Annotated in this window: 15 protein-coding genes; all 15 read left to right on the top strand. The window is 36.7% G+C overall.

Annotation, left to right across the window (positions count from 1 at the left end):
- The first annotated feature begins 37 nt into the window (after positions 1 to 37).
- The 15 genes from NSQ79_RS09325 (at position 38) to tgt (ending at position 15,976) form a co-directional block, all read left to right on the top strand.
- On the top strand, positions 38 to 1,345 hold the full coding sequence (locus NSQ79_RS09325; RefSeq protein ID WP_073687793.1) for a GHKL domain-containing protein: 1,308 nt from the start codon (positions 38 to 40) through the stop codon (positions 1,343 to 1,345).
- Positions 1,346 to 1,404: 59 nt separating this feature from the next.
- Positions 1,405 to 2,295, top strand: coding sequence for a hypothetical protein (locus tag NSQ79_RS09320; protein WP_022496040.1), 891 nt, complete (start codon positions 1,405 to 1,407; stop codon positions 2,293 to 2,295).
- A gap of 21 nt (positions 2,296 to 2,316) precedes the next feature.
- Complete coding sequence (locus NSQ79_RS09315) at positions 2,317 to 3,597, top strand: hypothetical protein (RefSeq protein WP_164332143.1); 1,281 nt, start codon at positions 2,317 to 2,319, stop codon at positions 3,595 to 3,597.
- Positions 3,598 to 3,618: 21 nt separating this feature from the next.
- Positions 3,619 to 4,935 (top strand): GHKL domain-containing protein, encoded by a 1,317-nt coding sequence (locus tag NSQ79_RS09310; protein ID WP_164332144.1) that lies wholly within the window; start codon positions 3,619 to 3,621, stop codon positions 4,933 to 4,935.
- A gap of 1 nt (position 4,936) precedes the next feature.
- Positions 4,937 to 5,680, top strand: a complete 744-nt coding sequence (locus NSQ79_RS09305) for a LytTR family DNA-binding domain-containing protein (protein WP_002886967.1) — start codon at positions 4,937 to 4,939, stop codon at positions 5,678 to 5,680.
- A gap of 151 nt (positions 5,681 to 5,831) precedes the next feature.
- Positions 5,832 to 6,710 carry an IS30 family transposase gene (locus NSQ79_RS09300; protein ID WP_241003668.1) on the top strand — a complete coding sequence of 293 codons (879 nt, stop codon included), beginning with the start codon at positions 5,832 to 5,834 and terminating at the stop codon, positions 6,708 to 6,710.
- Positions 6,711 to 7,701: 991 nt separating this feature from the next.
- On the top strand, positions 7,702 to 8,901 hold the full coding sequence (locus NSQ79_RS09295; RefSeq protein ID WP_013991226.1) for an argininosuccinate synthase: 1,200 nt from the start codon (positions 7,702 to 7,704) through the stop codon (positions 8,899 to 8,901).
- A gap of 326 nt (positions 8,902 to 9,227) precedes the next feature.
- Positions 9,228 to 10,613 (top strand): argininosuccinate lyase, encoded by a 1,386-nt coding sequence (gene argH, locus NSQ79_RS09290; protein WP_164332145.1) that lies wholly within the window; start codon positions 9,228 to 9,230, stop codon positions 10,611 to 10,613.
- Positions 10,614 to 10,697: 84 nt separating this feature from the next.
- Complete coding sequence (gene rnpA / locus NSQ79_RS09285; RefSeq protein ID WP_002891957.1) at positions 10,698 to 11,033, top strand: ribonuclease P protein component; 336 nt, start codon at positions 10,698 to 10,700, stop codon at positions 11,031 to 11,033.
- A gap of 115 nt (positions 11,034 to 11,148) precedes the next feature.
- Complete coding sequence (locus NSQ79_RS09280) at positions 11,149 to 11,955, top strand: membrane protein insertase YidC (RefSeq protein ID WP_164332146.1); 807 nt, start codon at positions 11,149 to 11,151, stop codon at positions 11,953 to 11,955.
- An 11-nt stretch (positions 11,956 to 11,966) separates the two neighbouring features.
- Positions 11,967 to 13,010 (top strand): RNA-binding cell elongation regulator Jag/EloR, encoded by a 1,044-nt coding sequence (gene jag, locus NSQ79_RS09275; protein ID WP_013991223.1) that lies wholly within the window; start codon positions 11,967 to 11,969, stop codon positions 13,008 to 13,010.
- Between the two features lie 131 nt (positions 13,011 to 13,141).
- Positions 13,142 to 13,738: a TetR/AcrR family transcriptional regulator gene (locus tag NSQ79_RS09270; protein ID WP_013991222.1), complete on the top strand. Its 597-nt coding sequence runs from the start codon at positions 13,142 to 13,144 to the stop codon at positions 13,736 to 13,738.
- The gene (locus NSQ79_RS09265; protein WP_013991221.1) at positions 13,735 to 14,298 is read left to right on the top strand and encodes an NAD(P)H-dependent oxidoreductase; all 564 of its coding nucleotides are present in this window, start codon (positions 13,735 to 13,737) and stop codon (positions 14,296 to 14,298) included. Before NSQ79_RS09270 ends, NSQ79_RS09265 begins: the two co-directional genes overlap by 4 nt.
- 195 nt (positions 14,299 to 14,493) lie before the next feature.
- A complete protein-coding gene (gene rpmH, locus NSQ79_RS09260; RefSeq protein ID WP_002885866.1) occupies positions 14,494 to 14,628 on the top strand; it encodes a 50S ribosomal protein L34 in 135 nt (44 codons plus the stop codon).
- A 205-nt stretch (positions 14,629 to 14,833) separates the two neighbouring features.
- Positions 14,834 to 15,976, top strand: coding sequence for a tRNA guanosine(34) transglycosylase Tgt (gene tgt / locus NSQ79_RS09255; protein ID WP_013991220.1), 1,143 nt, complete (start codon positions 14,834 to 14,836; stop codon positions 15,974 to 15,976).
- Positions 15,977 to 16,246 lie beyond the last annotated feature (270 nt).

Below are 16,246 nucleotides of genomic sequence, written 5' to 3'. Positions count from 1 at the left end.
AGTAGGTTGATTTTGAAAGGAAGGGGGGAGTCTAGAGATGATCGTTTTATTTACGGTTCTACGTCTATTGGCTATTTTAATTGTTAGTCACGATATGTCAGGTTTGCTCAAAACTTGGAAGAGTAAATGCTGGTTTATCGCAGGGAGTCTCTTGCTCTCTCTATTTGTTGGAGGCATTACAGGGTCGCTCTTAGCACTTTTGTTCTGCTATCTTTTCTTAAATAAAATATCAAGTAGTGAAAAGAATTCTTTTCTTTTCACCTTTTTGCCGTGGGTTTTTGTTGAAGTCACCTCGAAGCTGCTTCAACTTTACTTTTTCCCATGGATTTTTCAAATTAATTATTTACAGGTCAAAGACACCCCAGTACTCATTGCTTTGTCTTATCTCTTGATTTACCCAATTTTTCATCTGATTGTCAAAGTGTTCTTTATTGACTTTGGTGCTCTCAATGTTATGGGAAATAACCATATTTACCAAGTTAGACAACGCTTATTGGTTGGGGTGACTCTGGCTTATATTATTTTATCTTTAATTATTTTCTATGCCAGTAACATCTTTCCTTACACAGGGCTCTTTATTTATTTAGCAGGCAGTATTACGGTTGTCTACTCCATCCTCTTTATTTTGCTCTTTGCTCAGCTTAATATTTATTCTAAGAGAAGAGTGAAGGATCAGTTGGCTGAAGAAATGGCTAGACACGAGGAAAGTTTAGAAGAATATAGTCACCGTTTAGAAAAACTTTATAATGATATTTCTCAGGTGAAGAAGGATTATCTCGAAGGGCTTAAGACAATGGAGGTTAGTATCCAACGTCGAGACTTACCTGCTTTGAAACAAGAGTATGCAGAACTTTTAGAGAAATCTGGTAATAGCTTAACGTTGTCAAATTATGAATTATCACGTTTGATCAACTTAGAAATCACATCTCTCAAGAGTCTCTTTTCTGCTAAAGTGCTTGAGGCAGAGAACTTAGGAATTAAGGTTAACTTGGAGTTGCCAGATGTCATATCGTCAACTCAGATAGAGGCCTTAGATTTGGTTGTGATTTCTTCTGTCTTCTTAAATAATGCTATTGAGTCGGCGGTGGATTCTGAAGATCCTACTTTAACTATATCTTTCTTTAAAAATCAAGGTTATCTTATCTTGGTTATTGACAATACAACCAGAGAAGAACGTATTCCTGTGTCAAGGATTTTTGATGAAGGGGTTTCTAGCAAAGGTGAAGGCCGAGGGCTTGGTTTGTCTAAGGTCGCAGATATACTTAATCGCTATCCAAAAGTAAATCTTGAGACTCGTAGTTGTGACCATCATTTTACACAGGTCCTATCTTTTCAGGATAATTGATAAATCAAAGATACTATTTGTGGAGGATAGGATGAGGGAAATAGAAAGGGGGAAAGCATATGCAACTTGCGATTGATGGCCTTATTGCTTTGGTTGTTGTCGTTTCACATCTTGTGATTTTAGCTAGAATGGCTTATCTAGATGTTTTTACTTACCGTTACATTCCTTATGTAATCGTAGTAACTGCCGTTAAGTGGTTAGCCAAGGTGCTATGGCAAATTGACATTCCAGATGCAATCTATCTCCTAGTCTTTATTTTTATTGAAAAACCTCAGGCTCTACGAGAAGAAAAGTATTTTTATGCTTTCTTTTCCCCTGTCTTTTGGACTCTGATTACAAGTTTCTTTAGTTTTTATCTTTTCCGAGTTTTCTTTAATAAGCCGGTCGAGTTGGTTCCAAACCATTTAGGAATCCTGGCTGTAGATAGTGTTGTTCTTCCTTTCTTTCTAGGCTTGCAAAAAATGTTCGGTTTAGATAGCTTTTTCCAGGAACCCTATCAGGACTTGCAGGATAAATATAAGAGCATGCTCTTGCAAGTTGATTATATTTTAATTATCAGTTATCTTCTTATCCTCTTTAAGCAGGAGATATTCTCCTTGCTTCTTAGTCAGACCTATCTCCCAGGTTACCCTCAAATTTATATTTGGGTTGGTTTCCTTATACACATGTATATTCTTGTTCGTTTTGTTTCCTACGGTAAAGACGTACGTGATAGCAAAATTCTCAGAGAACAAGAGGAGCACTTGAGGAGTCTGGAAGCTTATAATGAAAAAATCGAAACTGCCTATAAGAGTGTACGTTCGTTTAAACATGATTATGAAAACATACTCATTAGTATGCAGACAAGTATTGATAGTGGGGATTTTGACCTTATTGAACAAACCTATCAAGATATTTTGAAAAAGGCAGGTCAAGAACTCATTGAAGAAGATGACGAAAATGTCTCTTGAGTATAAACAGGAAATATTATCATGAACTTACAGCTTTGGACCATGGTATCCCTTGAAAATAGTATTATTCAGATTATTAGTTTTCATATTACCTGGTTTATTTATAAAAAACTAACAAGGAGCACATTAGCTTACTGGAAAGTATTTTGTCTAAGTCTCTTAGGTATAGTGGTATCACTTGGTAAGGGTGATGGCTTCTATTATCAAGTTGTTATCTTTTTAGCTTTGGCCTTAAAGGAACGTCGGGAACATCGTTTGACGATCTGGGCAAGCCTCTTTTTTGGAGCTTTCTCGGTTATTTTTACAGATTTATTTGCGACTTTTACTCCATATTATGTATTCAATAATCTGTTTACAAATATGACTTTGAGTGAGATTCAAGAAAACTTCTTCCTCAAATTGTTATCGTTTGTACTGATTTATCCATTCTTTCTCTATATCAATTACCTTTCCAGTTCAGATGTTGATAAGGTCAAGGAATTGATTTATTCACGTGGTCGTGAGCGTCTGTTGATAGCCGTTGATCTGACTTTTGCACTCTACATTATTTGTAGTACTCTTTTGGTATCAACAGGTAGTGATGTGGGAGGGCCGGTTTTTATTGCGATGGCAGTTTATCTCCTAATGGTAACAACCTTGAACCGCTATTCTCATAAATTTGTCAGAGAACGTAGTAAGGAAGCTGTGGGGACCTATGTCTATAACTTGGAAGTCTATAATAAACATATTGAGGATCTTTTTACAAAAGTAAAGCCTATTGAAAAAGATTTTGAGAGTCTTTTGGTAGCTCTTGAGACTCCATTGGCTAAAAATCAATTATCAGAGGTTTTATCTGTTTATCATGAGCATTTGAATCATCTTAAACTTGATAATTTGGACTTAAATGATAAGTTGGCTCCTCTGTTCGAGATTCCTTATCCGGTATTAAGAAGTTGGATTGTAAACCAAATCATTCCTTTGGAACAAAAGGGCATCACCGTTAGGTTGGATGTCAACGTTGATGCTTATCCTAACAATTTAAATATTGCAGTTCTTATTAGAGTTTTAGAACGTTGCGTGAACTTAGCTGAAAAACTTTGGGCCAAGGAGCCGGAGACAGATATTGGTTTCCTTATTCAACAGAATGAGGATGGCAATCTCAGCTTTATTCTTGAAAATACTAACCAGGAAGCTGATCCGAAGCTCGACGATAGTCTGACTATTAGTCGTGATTTTGCTCAGTTTTGCTGGTCAAACGGTATCGGTTTAACAAATAAAAAAGAATTATTTAAAACCTATCAAATTGTCACGGTAGGACTATAATCGTAGAAAGGGGGGATAACTATGCTGGGTAACATCTTATTTCAAATTTTGATGTTTGTCATCATTTGGGATATCTACTTACGTATTGGTGGGCAAAACACTAATCTTAAAAATCGTATGCTTTATTTGTTATTTGATGTTGCTCTATGCATTTGGGGACAACTTATTGGACGTTACATAGGCATAGTACCTCCCTTAGTAGCCATTGTAACATTGACGTTTAGTTACCAACTGAATAAAAGTGTCACTTCTGTAGAGCGCTTTTTTCTAGGTTTTTACCCGGTGGTACTAGTCGATTTGGCAAGACGTTTTTTGGCTACCTTCTTCTTCCCGCCGATACTTGGCATAACTGCTGCTACTTTAAACAACAATATTTGGTGGTCTATGGTACCACTTTCCTTTGTCATGTTGACGGTCAGAATAGTAGATTTTATTTTACGTCTAGATTTTACAGATATCTTGAAAGTTGCTGCCCAACAAGAAAAAAAGAACCGTCTGGGTTTGGTCAACATGCTTCTTTTGCTTTATTATTTAGTTATCTTTTTGGTGTCGACATTTGATACTTATTTTCCAGAGTTACATCTTGAGAGTAGGTTTCGTGTACCATTGGTAATGGGATATCTCTACTTACTCCTCTTTGTATTAGGAGCTGTGAACCAGTTTGCTAAGGAAAAAATAGAGCAGGATTTGGCGATGAAGCAAGCCAACTATCTTGATGATTTGAAGCGCGAGAATACTAGGGTGGAAGGTTTGTATAGAGACTTGATGCATGTTCGCTCTAACTATAATTTTCTGCTTAATAATCTGAGAGATATCGAAAGAACAGGAGATATTCGTTCTTACAAAAAAGATTTGGTTGATCTTTATGTGTATCGAGATCAGTACCACCTCTCTACTCGTGTTACAGATTTGGATAATATCCAAAACTCAAGTATTCATAGTCTACTTTCATCAAAGTATCATGAAGCTCAGATGTATCAACTCAACATTCATGCAGAAATTCCTGATCCAGTGATTCATAGCTATCTAACTGACTTAGATTTAGCAGTTGTTTTAGGTCATCTTATGAATAATGCTATTGATGGTGCTCGCAAAGCCCACGAGGGCTTTATTAGTATTGCCTATTTTGATGAAGAGGGCTGCCAGAGTTTTATTGTTGAAAGTGCAATTTCAGATGAAAAAGCTTTACTTTCAATGATGGCATCCCAAATTCCTATCAATGGGGGGGACGCAGGTATAAATGCTGTTCAAGATATCTTGGAACGTTATCCGAATACATCCTTCTCTGTTCGAAGTCAGAAACATAAAATGATGCAAATACTAGAAATGAGGCCCTAATATGAATATATATATTTTAGAAGATGATTTGATGCAACAAACACGTATTAGTGATATCATCAGAGAATTGGTTTCAGAGGGTGCGTTTTCTGTACGAAAACTTGAAGTTTTTTCTAAACCACATAAACTATTGTCCAGCATCAATGAGAAGGGGAACCATCAGATTTTTCTTTTGGATATTGATATTGATGGCAATCGAAAGAAGGGGTTAGAAGTTGCCTCTGAAATTCGTCAACAAGATGCTAATGCGGTTATTATTTTTGTAACAACTCACTCAGAATTTGCTCCAATTAGTTTTAAGTATAAGGTTTCCGCACTTGATTTTATTGAAAAGACAGTCTCTAATGTGGAATTCAAACAACAATTGAAACAAACCTTGACTTTTGTAAATCAAAAAATTGGAGATGTGGACGATGATGAGATGTTTGTGTTTGAAACTGCTCAGTCTAGAATACAAGTTCCGATGCGAGATATTTATTATTTTGCGACAGCTGCAACTCCTCATAAGGTAATGTTAATTACTAAAACAGAGCGCCTGGAGTTTTATGCTAATCTTGGAGATATTACTTCGGTGAATAAAATACTCTTTTCATGTCACCGCTCCTTTTTAGTTAATCTGGATAATATTGCCCGTATTGATAAGACGCAACTGATGATTTATTTTGAGAATGGTGATTCATGTCCGGTTTCTCGCTTGAAAATGAAGGCCCTACTTAAAAAATGGTCAGAGGTAAGAAATCATTAGTGGGAGTGACTAAATCAGACTTTTAAATTTGGCTCTATAATTTCTGTAGTGGGTAAAACCACTGTAGAGATTGTAGTGCTTTTTGAGTGTCTCTTGAATATACAATATAAGTGCACAATAAAAACTCATAAGATTTTCTAGTAAAATAGAATTGAATGGACTAGTTACTATAGGAAGCTATTCTCCAAGTCATGCACAGGAGTCTTACCATAGGGCTAAATCACACTGTGGGCGGAAGCGTATGCTTGAAATAGATCACAATTTAAGCAATACCGTCAAACATCTATTTCTCGATTACCAATGGTCTCCTGAAGAAATAGAAGGTCGGTTGCGATTAGAGTATGGAAAAACTGTTATTAGTTATCAAACAATCTATAGAGCCATTTACAGAGGTCATTTTGATGATAACTCACTATCTCATGGTGCTCGTGGTGTCATTCGTAAGCTCCGTCATCGTGGAAAAACACGTCATACAAAAGGTTATGTCGAAAATAGAGGGAAAATTTCTATTTCTCATACGATTCACGAAAAACCGGAAGATGCTAATAACCGAACTAGAATAGGAGATTGGGAAGCCGATACTGTTGCAGGTAAAACTGGAAAAGCTTGTTTAGTTACTCTAACAGACCGTTATTCTCGTTTTCTAAAAATCAAAAAGGTAGCTGTTAAGAAAAGCAAGTTGGTAATAGAAGCTATGGTAAAACTGTTAGAACCCTTGACGAAGTATACAGTAACTCCTGATAGAGGGAAAGAATTCACGTATCATCAGAAATTGAGTGATCAATTGAACATTGAAGTCTATTTTCCTGACCCTCATGCTCCATGGCAACGAGGAACCAATGAGAACACGAATGGATTATTTAGAGAATATTTTCCAAAGGGTAGTGATCTAACATTGGTTAATGATCAGACTATTCAGCTATGGGAGAACAAACTTAATAATAGGTCACGAAAATGTCTTTGGAAAACACCTTATGAAGTATTCTATGGGAAAGTGTGCATTGGGCATAACAAAAAATCCATCGATTGATGACTTTTTCAGTGGGCTCCCTATTCGGTCCTCTCTAGATGTTAGCTTTTCGTCACCCACTACAGTTGACAGGGAGTATTAAATTTAAGGGTGATGTATCACTATTTTGTAGATGATTGATTGTTTTATAAGTAATTGGTTTTCATAAAAATACTAAATAGATGTCTTTTAGTAATGAAATTTAATAATTTATAAAAAAAATACTAAAGAATTACAGTTCAGGACAAAAAAATGACATTCTATGAAATCGTATAGACAATTAAATTGAAAAAGGTTATGATATAACCAAGATATGTGATTCGGAATGAGACATCGTCAATCTTATTGAAATCTACATACACTTTATGAAAATAAATAATGTACTTTTATATAACTTTTTCCTAATCCCCATTTTTTATTGGCCGCTCGTCCAATTACATATCTTTTTTATAGACATTAAAAGGCTTGAGAAATCAAGCTGTTTTTTGTTTTTAAGGAATTATTGTAGTTTAAGATAAAAAATACATTCTGTGAGTGAAATCCGACATTTTAGGAAATAGCGACATACATCCTGGGGTTGCATGCTATAATGTAATCAAGGTTAGAGAGCAAGAAGAATGTATGGTTTAAGTTAGTCCCTTAAACATAATAATTTCCCTCATTCATTCTATCTAAAATTGCTGTTGTGTTCTCTACCGATGATGCTGTTGTTCAAAAGGTCTGTACTTTGTACAGGCCTTTTGGCATTTTAGAAGATAGATAGTTAAAGATGCTTTTGAATCTATTTGTATAGTTTCAAGAGTGTTTTTTTATTTTCTACCATTCCTTGCATAAAATTGAATAAAAATTAAGGATTAAGCATTTTTTAGGTCAGAATAATAAATAAAAATGAAATAAATATAAAAAAATAACAAAAAAGTGTTGACAGGTGAATAAATATGCAATATAATTAGTCTCGTAAGGTTGATAGAGATAGCAACCACAAGAAAATATAAGAAAAGAGAAAAATATTATGTCAAAAGAGAAAGTTATTCTTGCCTATTCGGGAGGTCTTGATACCTCAGTCGCTATTACATGGCTTAAAAAAGATTATGATGTTATTGCTGTTTGTATGGATGTCGGTGAAGGTAAAGATCTTGAGTTTATCCATGACAAAGCTTTGACAGTTGGAGCTGTTGAGTCATACGTGCTTGATGTTAAAGATGAGTTTGTTGAAGATTATGTGCTTCCAGCACTTCAAGCTCACGCTTACTATGAACAAAAATATCCTTTGGTTTCAGCGCTTAGTCGTCCAATTATTGCTAAAAAATTGGTTGAGATTGCTCATAAAACAGGAGCAACGACTATCGCTCACGGTTGTACTGGTAAAGGTAATGACCAAGTTCGTTTCGAAGTTGCCATTGCTGCCCTAGACCCAAGTCTTAAAGTAGTGGCGCCAGTGCGTGAATGGAAATGGTCTCGTGAGGAAGAAATTGAGTATGCTAAGGCTAATGGTGTTCCAGTTCCAGCAGACCTTGATAATCCTTACTCAGTCGATCAAAACCTTTGGGGACGTGCTAATGAGTGTGGTGTTCTTGAAAATCCTTGGAATCAAGCTCCAGAAGAGGCTTTTGGGATTACCAATTCACCAGAGTCTGCGCCAGATGAAGCTGAATATGTCGATGTAACCTTTAAAGAAGGGAAACCAGTTGCTCTTAACGGTAAAGAAATGAAATTGGCTGACCTTATCCAAGAGATGAATGTTATTGCTGGTAAGCATGGTGTCGGACGTATCGACCACGTTGAGAACCGTCTTGTAGGTATCAAATCTCGTGAAATTTATGAATGTCCAGGAGCTATCGCCCTTTTGACAGCTCATAAAGAAATTGAGGACTTAACTTTGGTACGTGAAGTTTCTCATTTTAAGCCAATTCTTGAAAATGAATTGTCAAACCTTATCTACAATGCTTTGTGGTTTAGCCCAGCAACACAAGCTATCATTGCTTATATTAAGGAAACACAAAAAGTTGTTAATGGTATCGCTAAAGTTAAACTTTACAAAGGGCATGCTCAAGTAGTAGCACGTCAATCAGCTAATTCATTGTATGATGAAAACTTGGCTACTTACACATCAGCTGACAGCTTTGATCAGGATGCTGCGATTGGATTTATCAAGCTTTGGGGTCTTCCAACTCAGGTTAATTCACAAGTTAACCATCCATTTGACAATTAATGACAAATTTCATAAGAAAAGTAGGCTATTAGAAGAAAAACGCTTCTTATCAGATAAAAGTGGACAGAGAGCCACATCTGATACTCTTTTCTTATAACTTATATTATTATCGTTAAGGCGTTCTGAGAGGCGTCACGAGCCTAAATAAACTACGACAGAGATCGGGTTTTAGGAAAACAAGTGTCCAGAGAGACAAATTAAGCTAGACAAATACTATCTAGCTTTTTTCATTTAAGTTATTGTGACCAAAGAGGTCGTTACTTGTTATAAGTATTAAGAAAGGATAGAAGATTATCCCAGTGAGGGGAAATCTTCAAAATAAAACTATGGCAGAAAATCATAAACTATGGGGCGGTCGGTTCGAAGCTAGTCTTGAAAAATGGGTAGAAGAATTCGGTGCTTCAATTTCATTTGACCAAAAAATGGCAGAGTTTGACCTTAAAGGGTCTATTGCCCATGTTACGATGCTTGGTGAGACAGGAATTATTACCAAAGAGGAAGCATTGCAAATTAAACAGGGCTTGGAAGAACTGCTTGAGGAATATAAGGCTGGTAAACTAGAATTTAATGTTTCCAATGAAGATATTCATATGAATATGGAGAGTCTTTTGACAGCTAAAATTGGACCAGTAGCAGGAAAACTTCATACAGCACGTTCACGTAACGACCAAGTAGCTACGGATATGCACTTGTATCTAAAAGCCAAACTAGTGGAAGTTATTGAGAAGCTCGATAACTTACGTGCTACTTTGGTCAATCTAGCAGACAAACATACCTATACAATTATGCCAGGCTACACTCACTTGCAGCATGCACAACCGATTTCTTTTGGTCACCACTTGATGGCTTATTACAACATGTTTACACGTGATGCCGAACGTTTTGAATTTAATATCAAGCATACGGATATCTCTCCACTCGGAGCTGCTGCACTAGCAGGAACAACTTTCCCGATTAATCGTAATATGACATCTGACTTAATGGGTTTTGCAAAACCATATAGCAATTCCTTGGATGCTGTTTCCGATCGTGACTTTATTCTCGAATTCTTGTCAAACTCAAGTATTCTCATGATGCATATGACACGTATTTGTGAAGAAATCATTAACTGGTGTTCTAACGAGTTTAAGTTTGTAACTCTATCTGATACTTTTTCAACAGGCTCTTCTATTATGCCTCAAAAGAAAAACCCAGATATGGCAGAACTAATTCGTGGGAAATCAGGTCGTGTCTATGGCAATTTGATTGGATTGTTGACGGTGATGAAGTCATTACCTTTGGCCTACAATAAAGATCTCCAAGAAGATAAAGAGGGTATGTTTGATACGGTAGAAACGATTACTGTCGCTATTGATATTCTCGCAGGCATGCTCAATACAATGACTGTTAATGACAAACATATGGCAGAATCAACAGAGAAAGATTTTTCAAATGCTACAGAGTTGGCTGATTATCTTGCATCTAAAGGCCTACCATTCCGTGAAGCACATGAGATTGTTGGAAAACTTGTCCTTGAGTGTACCAAAGCTGGTTATTACCTTCAGGATGTTCCTCTCGAACGTTATCAAGAAGTTTCAGACCTAATTGAAGAGGACATCTATGAGACACTTAAATCTCATACAGCTGTTGAACGTCGTCATTCCCTTGGTGGAACTGGTTTTGACCAGGTTAAATGGCAAATCAAAGAAGCTCAAAAAGCTCTAAAAAAATAAGTCTCTAAGGCCCTAACCATAAGGTTTTGGGCTTTTTTGCTATTTATGATATAATAGTACTAATTTTGAGTTTGGAGTCGCATTTTGAAAAAATCTTATCGCGTTAAGAAAGAGAAAGACTTTAAAGCATTATTTGATGCAGGACACAGTGTTGCTAATCGAAAATTTGTTGTCTACTGTCTGGATCGTGATCTACCTCATTTTAGAGTGGGTTTGTCAGTCAGTAAGCGTCTTGGTAATGCGGTTACTCGGAATCGGGTAAAACGTCGTCTACGACATGCACTGATGGACATGTCATCTCAGTTAGAACATCAAGATTTTGTCGTTATTGCTCGTAAAGGTGTTGAAGACTTAAGTTATCAAGACATTTATAGCAATCTCGTTCATGTCTTAAAAATAGCAAAGTTATATAAGGACTAGAAGATTGTCTTGCTTCTTTACATTGTAGGATAAACTAAGATCACTCCTGATTTTTGAGATACTCTTAATGAATGGAAGCGAAGCAGTTCTTTATCGTATTAAAAAGGAGTTTTTAGTGAAGAAAAAACTTAATATATCTGTTTTAGGTGCAGGAGCTCTCTTGCTTTTGTCCGCGTGTGGACGAAGTGATGTTACAAGTCACTCTACAGGCCTTTGGGAACGTCTTATTTTAATGTTTGGGAAGGCTATTCAAGGGCTTTCATTTGGTGGTTCTATTGGATTAGGTATTATTATTTTCACGATCTTAATTCGTGCAGTAATGATTCCTTTGTATAATCGCCAAATTAAGTCAAGCCGTGAACTACAAGAGTTGCAGCCAGAGTTACGTCGCTTGCAGAGTGAGTATCCTGGACGCGAGAATCGTGAAGCTCTTGCTTATGCACAACAAGATCTTTATAAAGAGCATGGTGTAAATCCTTACGCAAGCTTCGTTCCTCTCTTGATCCAATTTCCTATTTTGATGGCTCTTTATGGAGCGCTCACACGAGTGCCAGAGTTGCGAGAAGGAATATTCCTCTGGGTTGACCTAGGTCAGAAAGATCCTTACTTTATTCTTCCGATTTTGGCGGCTGCTTTCACCTTCCTTTCAACTTGGTTGACAAATAAGGCAGCTAAAGATCGTAGTGCAATGCTTCTTGTTATGAATATCATGCTTCCAATCTTTATTTTCTGGTTTGGAACTCAGATTTCTTCAGGGGTAGCACTTTACTGGGCAGTTTCAAACGCCTTCCAAGTTGTTCAGATTTTGATTTTTAATAATCCGTTTAAAATCATTGAAGAACGTAATCGTTTGGAAGCGGAAGAAAAAGAACGTAAAGCTAAGATTCGTCGTGCCAAGAAAAAGGCGCATAAACGTAAATAAGGAGGCTTATTATGGTTGTCTATTCTGGACGAACAGTCGAACAAGCTATCGAAAAAGGTTTGAAAGATCTTAATTTACCTCGTATGAAGGCTCATATTAAGGTGATTTCTCGTGAGAAAAAAGGTTTTCTAGGGTTCGGAAAGAAGCCAGCTCGAGTTAGTGTTGAACCAATAAATGAAAAGATAACTCATGAAGCAAATCAAAACACCGTTAAAGTGGCTCCTGATGCTATAAAACAATTAGACGATTCTGTCGCAAGTCCAAAAGACGAAACGATTGCTTTCAATAAAGTGACAAAACTTGTTACGGTTTCAGATAATAAGGAAATTGCACATGAAGACTTAAAGCAACCAGTTTCTACAGAGACTCTTGATGAAGAGTTGCCAGATAAGAAACAGGAGCAACCAAAGGCAACAATTATTCCTCTATCTGTTAAACGTGAGTCATCAGAAGGGGATGTTACAGAATTTATGGCAAATTCGCTTGAGCCCCAACTAGAACCGGTGGCTCAAGTTCAAACTCCGGAAACTTCTGAAGGAGATTTCAGTTCTTTTGTGGCATCTGAGTTTAGTTCGGATGAGTCTTCTGAAAATAATTTAGAAGATATTCAAGGGGCTGCAGATGATGTTTTATCTTACCTCGAAAAAATTATCTATGAAATGGATGTTGATGCTAGTCTAGAGGTTAGTCACAATCGTCGCAATATTATCATTCAGATTGAAACAGACCAACCTGGTCGTGTTATCGGTTATCATGGCAAGGTTCTCAAGTCTTTACAACTTTTAGCACAAAATTATTTGCACGATCGTCATTCTAAACGTTTTAGTGTTGTTCTTAATGTTCGTGATTATTTGGAGCAACGCACAGAGACTTTGATTGATTTAGCAGAAAAAACGGCGGCTAAAGTAAAAGAAACAGGTCGAGAGTACGTTATGGATCCAATGACGAATAGCGAACGAAAAATTATCCATAAGGCACTTTCTCAAATTGAAGGTGTTGAAAGTCACTCGGAAGGGGACGATCCTAATCGTTACGTTGTTGTGACAAAAGTATGATTACAATAGCGTTTATTGCTTACAGAAACTAGTCTTATTTGAAGGCTAGTTTTTTTGACAACAAAAAGTAGACGGTGTATACTTTATTTAAAAGGTAGTCGCTGTCTACTTAGATGGAAATAGGAGTCAAAATGAAACGTAATACTGCTGAATTGAAGGAAAAGTTAATCGCAACTGGAGCCGAGGAGATAAGAACAAGAGGTGTCGATCAACTATCTATCCGAACGGTGGCTCAAAGATGTGGGGTCACCCATGGGGCACCCTATAAGCACTTTGAAAATAAGGATGTATATCTTCAGGTAGTTTTGGAGCATTTATCTGAGATCTTTTTGAAGTATCTGACAAAAGGGGTAGACTCTTCGCTTGATGTAAGAGGTCAATTAGTATTAATGGGCTGTAATTTTGTGGCATTTGCTCAAAAAGAAACAAATAGTTTTGAGGCCTTGTTTATTAAGTTTCCTTTCAATTATATGGAGCTCACTCGGGACAGTATCTCTGTTAATGCCCATTTACCAGGGTTTGAGCACTTTAAGAGTGTGGTTCTGGAGCTGAAAAGTAACATGAATATTTCGGGTAGTGAGGCAGAAATATTAGTTCATATCTGGAGTTTTATTACTGGATTAGCCGTTTTGGTAAGGAGTCCTATTGGTGATAATTTCAATAGTAACACTATTGAAGAGACTGTTAGTACTATGTTAGACATCTATGTTAAAGGAGCTAAACAATGAAAAACTTGATTATCTACGCCCATCCAAACGATAAGAGCTACAATGCCTCTATACTAGAGACTGTTAAAGAAAATTTATCGTCTAAACATGAGTTAAAGATTCTAGATTTGTATAAAGAGAAGTTCAATCCTGTTTTACGTTTTGATACAACACATAGGAGAAGAGACTTAGCGCACGATGTAGCTATGAAAGACTATCGAGATTTAATAACTTGGGCAGATCAGTTGATTTTTATTTTTCCAACTTGGTGGAGTGGAATGCCAGCTATCTTGAAAGGATTTATTGAACGCGTTTTTGTTGCTGGTTTTGCCTATGAAAATACACCCCGTGGATTGGATGGTAAATTGACTGGGAAAGCTTGGATTATTACAACCCACAATACACCAAAGATTGTTCTACCTTTAGTTCAAGATTATAGCAAAGTCCTAAAATTTCAAGTCCTAAAACCTTGTGGTATTAAACCGGTCAAAGTTACCCAGGTTTCACCTGTTGAGTATATGAGTGATCATAAGCGAAAAGAGGTACTCAAGAAAATAGCTAAACTAGCAAGAAGGTTATGAGCAAGCGATGATATAGGAACGGCATTGTAGTTTACAGTTATCACTAGCCTCCGGGCATCGAAGATATAATGAAATTAATATCTAAGTAATTCTTGACAAGATTAAGCTATTGCTATAAAATAGTATGGTATGTTTAGTAACTGATCAAAAATAGCCGGCTAAACGAATACGAAAATCTATCAGGAGGTATTCAACGTGAAACGTACTTATCAACCAAGTAAAATCCGTCGTCAACGTAAACACGGATTCCGTCACCGTATGTCAACTAAAAACGGACGTCGTGTTCTTGCAGCTCGTCGTCGTAAAGGACGTAAAGTTCTTTCAGCTTAAGACATTATTGAAAGCAACAGTGCTCGAGACTGTTGCTTTTTGTTTTTGCTATAAATGATAGTGTTGATGTTTGCTGTTGTTCATCGAAAGTTTGAAAATATAGAGCTGACAATTCTTGTAATTTTTGATAAACTAAAGCGGTTGTGGATAATGACCACTTACTAAAAAATACTTAGGACTGTTTTTCCTAATGTAAGGAGTATAAATGACTGACTTTCCTATTAAATATCGTCTTATAAAGAAAGAAAAACACACAGGAGCACGCCTGGGGGAAATTATCACGCCTCATGGAACTTTTCCAACACCGATGTTTATGCCTGTAGGTACCCAAGCTACAGTAAAAACGCAATCTCCTGAAGAATTAAAACAGATGGGTTCAGGAATTATTTTGGCCAATACCTATCATTTATGGCTAAGACCTGGTGATGAGCTCGTTGCTAAAGCTGGAGGACTCCATAAATTCATGAATTGGGACCAAGCGATTCTTACAGATAGCGGTGGTTTCCAAGTATATTCATTGGCCGAAAAACGAAACATCTCGGAAGAAGGTGTAACTTTTAAAAATCACCTTAATGGGAGTAAGATGTTTTTATCTCCTGAAAAAGCGATCTCGATTCAGAACAATCTCGGTTCAGATATTATGATGAGTTTTGACGAATGCCCTCAATTTTACCAACCATACGACTATGTGAAAAATTCTATTGAACGTACAAGTCGTTGGGCAGAACGAGGGCTGAAAGCACATCGTCGTCCACATGACCAAGGTCTTTTTGGAATCGTACAGGGAGCAGGTTTTGAAGATCTTCGTAGACAATCTGCACAGGATTTGGTTTCCATGGATTTTCCAGGTTATTCAATTGGAGGTCTTGCAGTAGGAGAAACTCATGAAGAGATGAATGCAGTTCTAGACTTTACTGTACCTTTACTTCCTGAGAATAAACCACGTTATCTTATGGGGGTAGGGGCACCAGATAGTTTGATCGACGGTGTTATTCGTGGCGTTGACATGTATGATTGTGTTCTCCCAACACGAATTGCTCGTAACGGAACTTGTATGACGAGTCAAGGACGCCTCGTGGTTAAAAATGCGGCGTATGCAGAAGATTTTAGCCCTATAGATCCTGAGTGTGATTGTTATACATGTAAAAATTACACACGTGCTTATGTGAGACATTTGTTGAAAGCGGATGAAACGTTTGGAATTCGCCTGACAAGTTATCATAATCTCTACTTCTTGGTGAATTTAATGGCTAAAGTACGACAAGCTATTATAGATGACAATTTACTTGAGTTCCGCCAAGACTTTATAGAAAAGTATGGTTACAAGTCAAGTAAAAGAAATTTTTAAATAATTTATTTAGCAGTACATGATTGTACTGCTTTATTTTTTTGCAAAACCCTATTGACAAGCATTAATTTGGGTGTTAAGATATAAAAGTTGTCTTAACAGACTTGCCACAAACTTGAAAAGGTTCCAAAACTTTAAAAAAGTTATTGACAAGACAGGTCAGAGATGATATTATAAATAAGCTGTTTCGCGAGAGACAGCGGACACGAGAAGTGAAAAAACTTCAAAAAAAGTGTTGACAAGACATTCTAGATTTGCTAGAATATAGAA

The organism is Streptococcus sp. FSL W7-1342, from assembly GCF_037966635.1.
GTDB lineage: Bacteria > Bacillota > Bacilli > Lactobacillales > Streptococcaceae > Streptococcus > Streptococcus salivarius_D.
The sequence above is the reverse complement of the archived record's forward strand: the minus strand, read 5'-3'. Positions and strand labels throughout refer to the sequence as shown.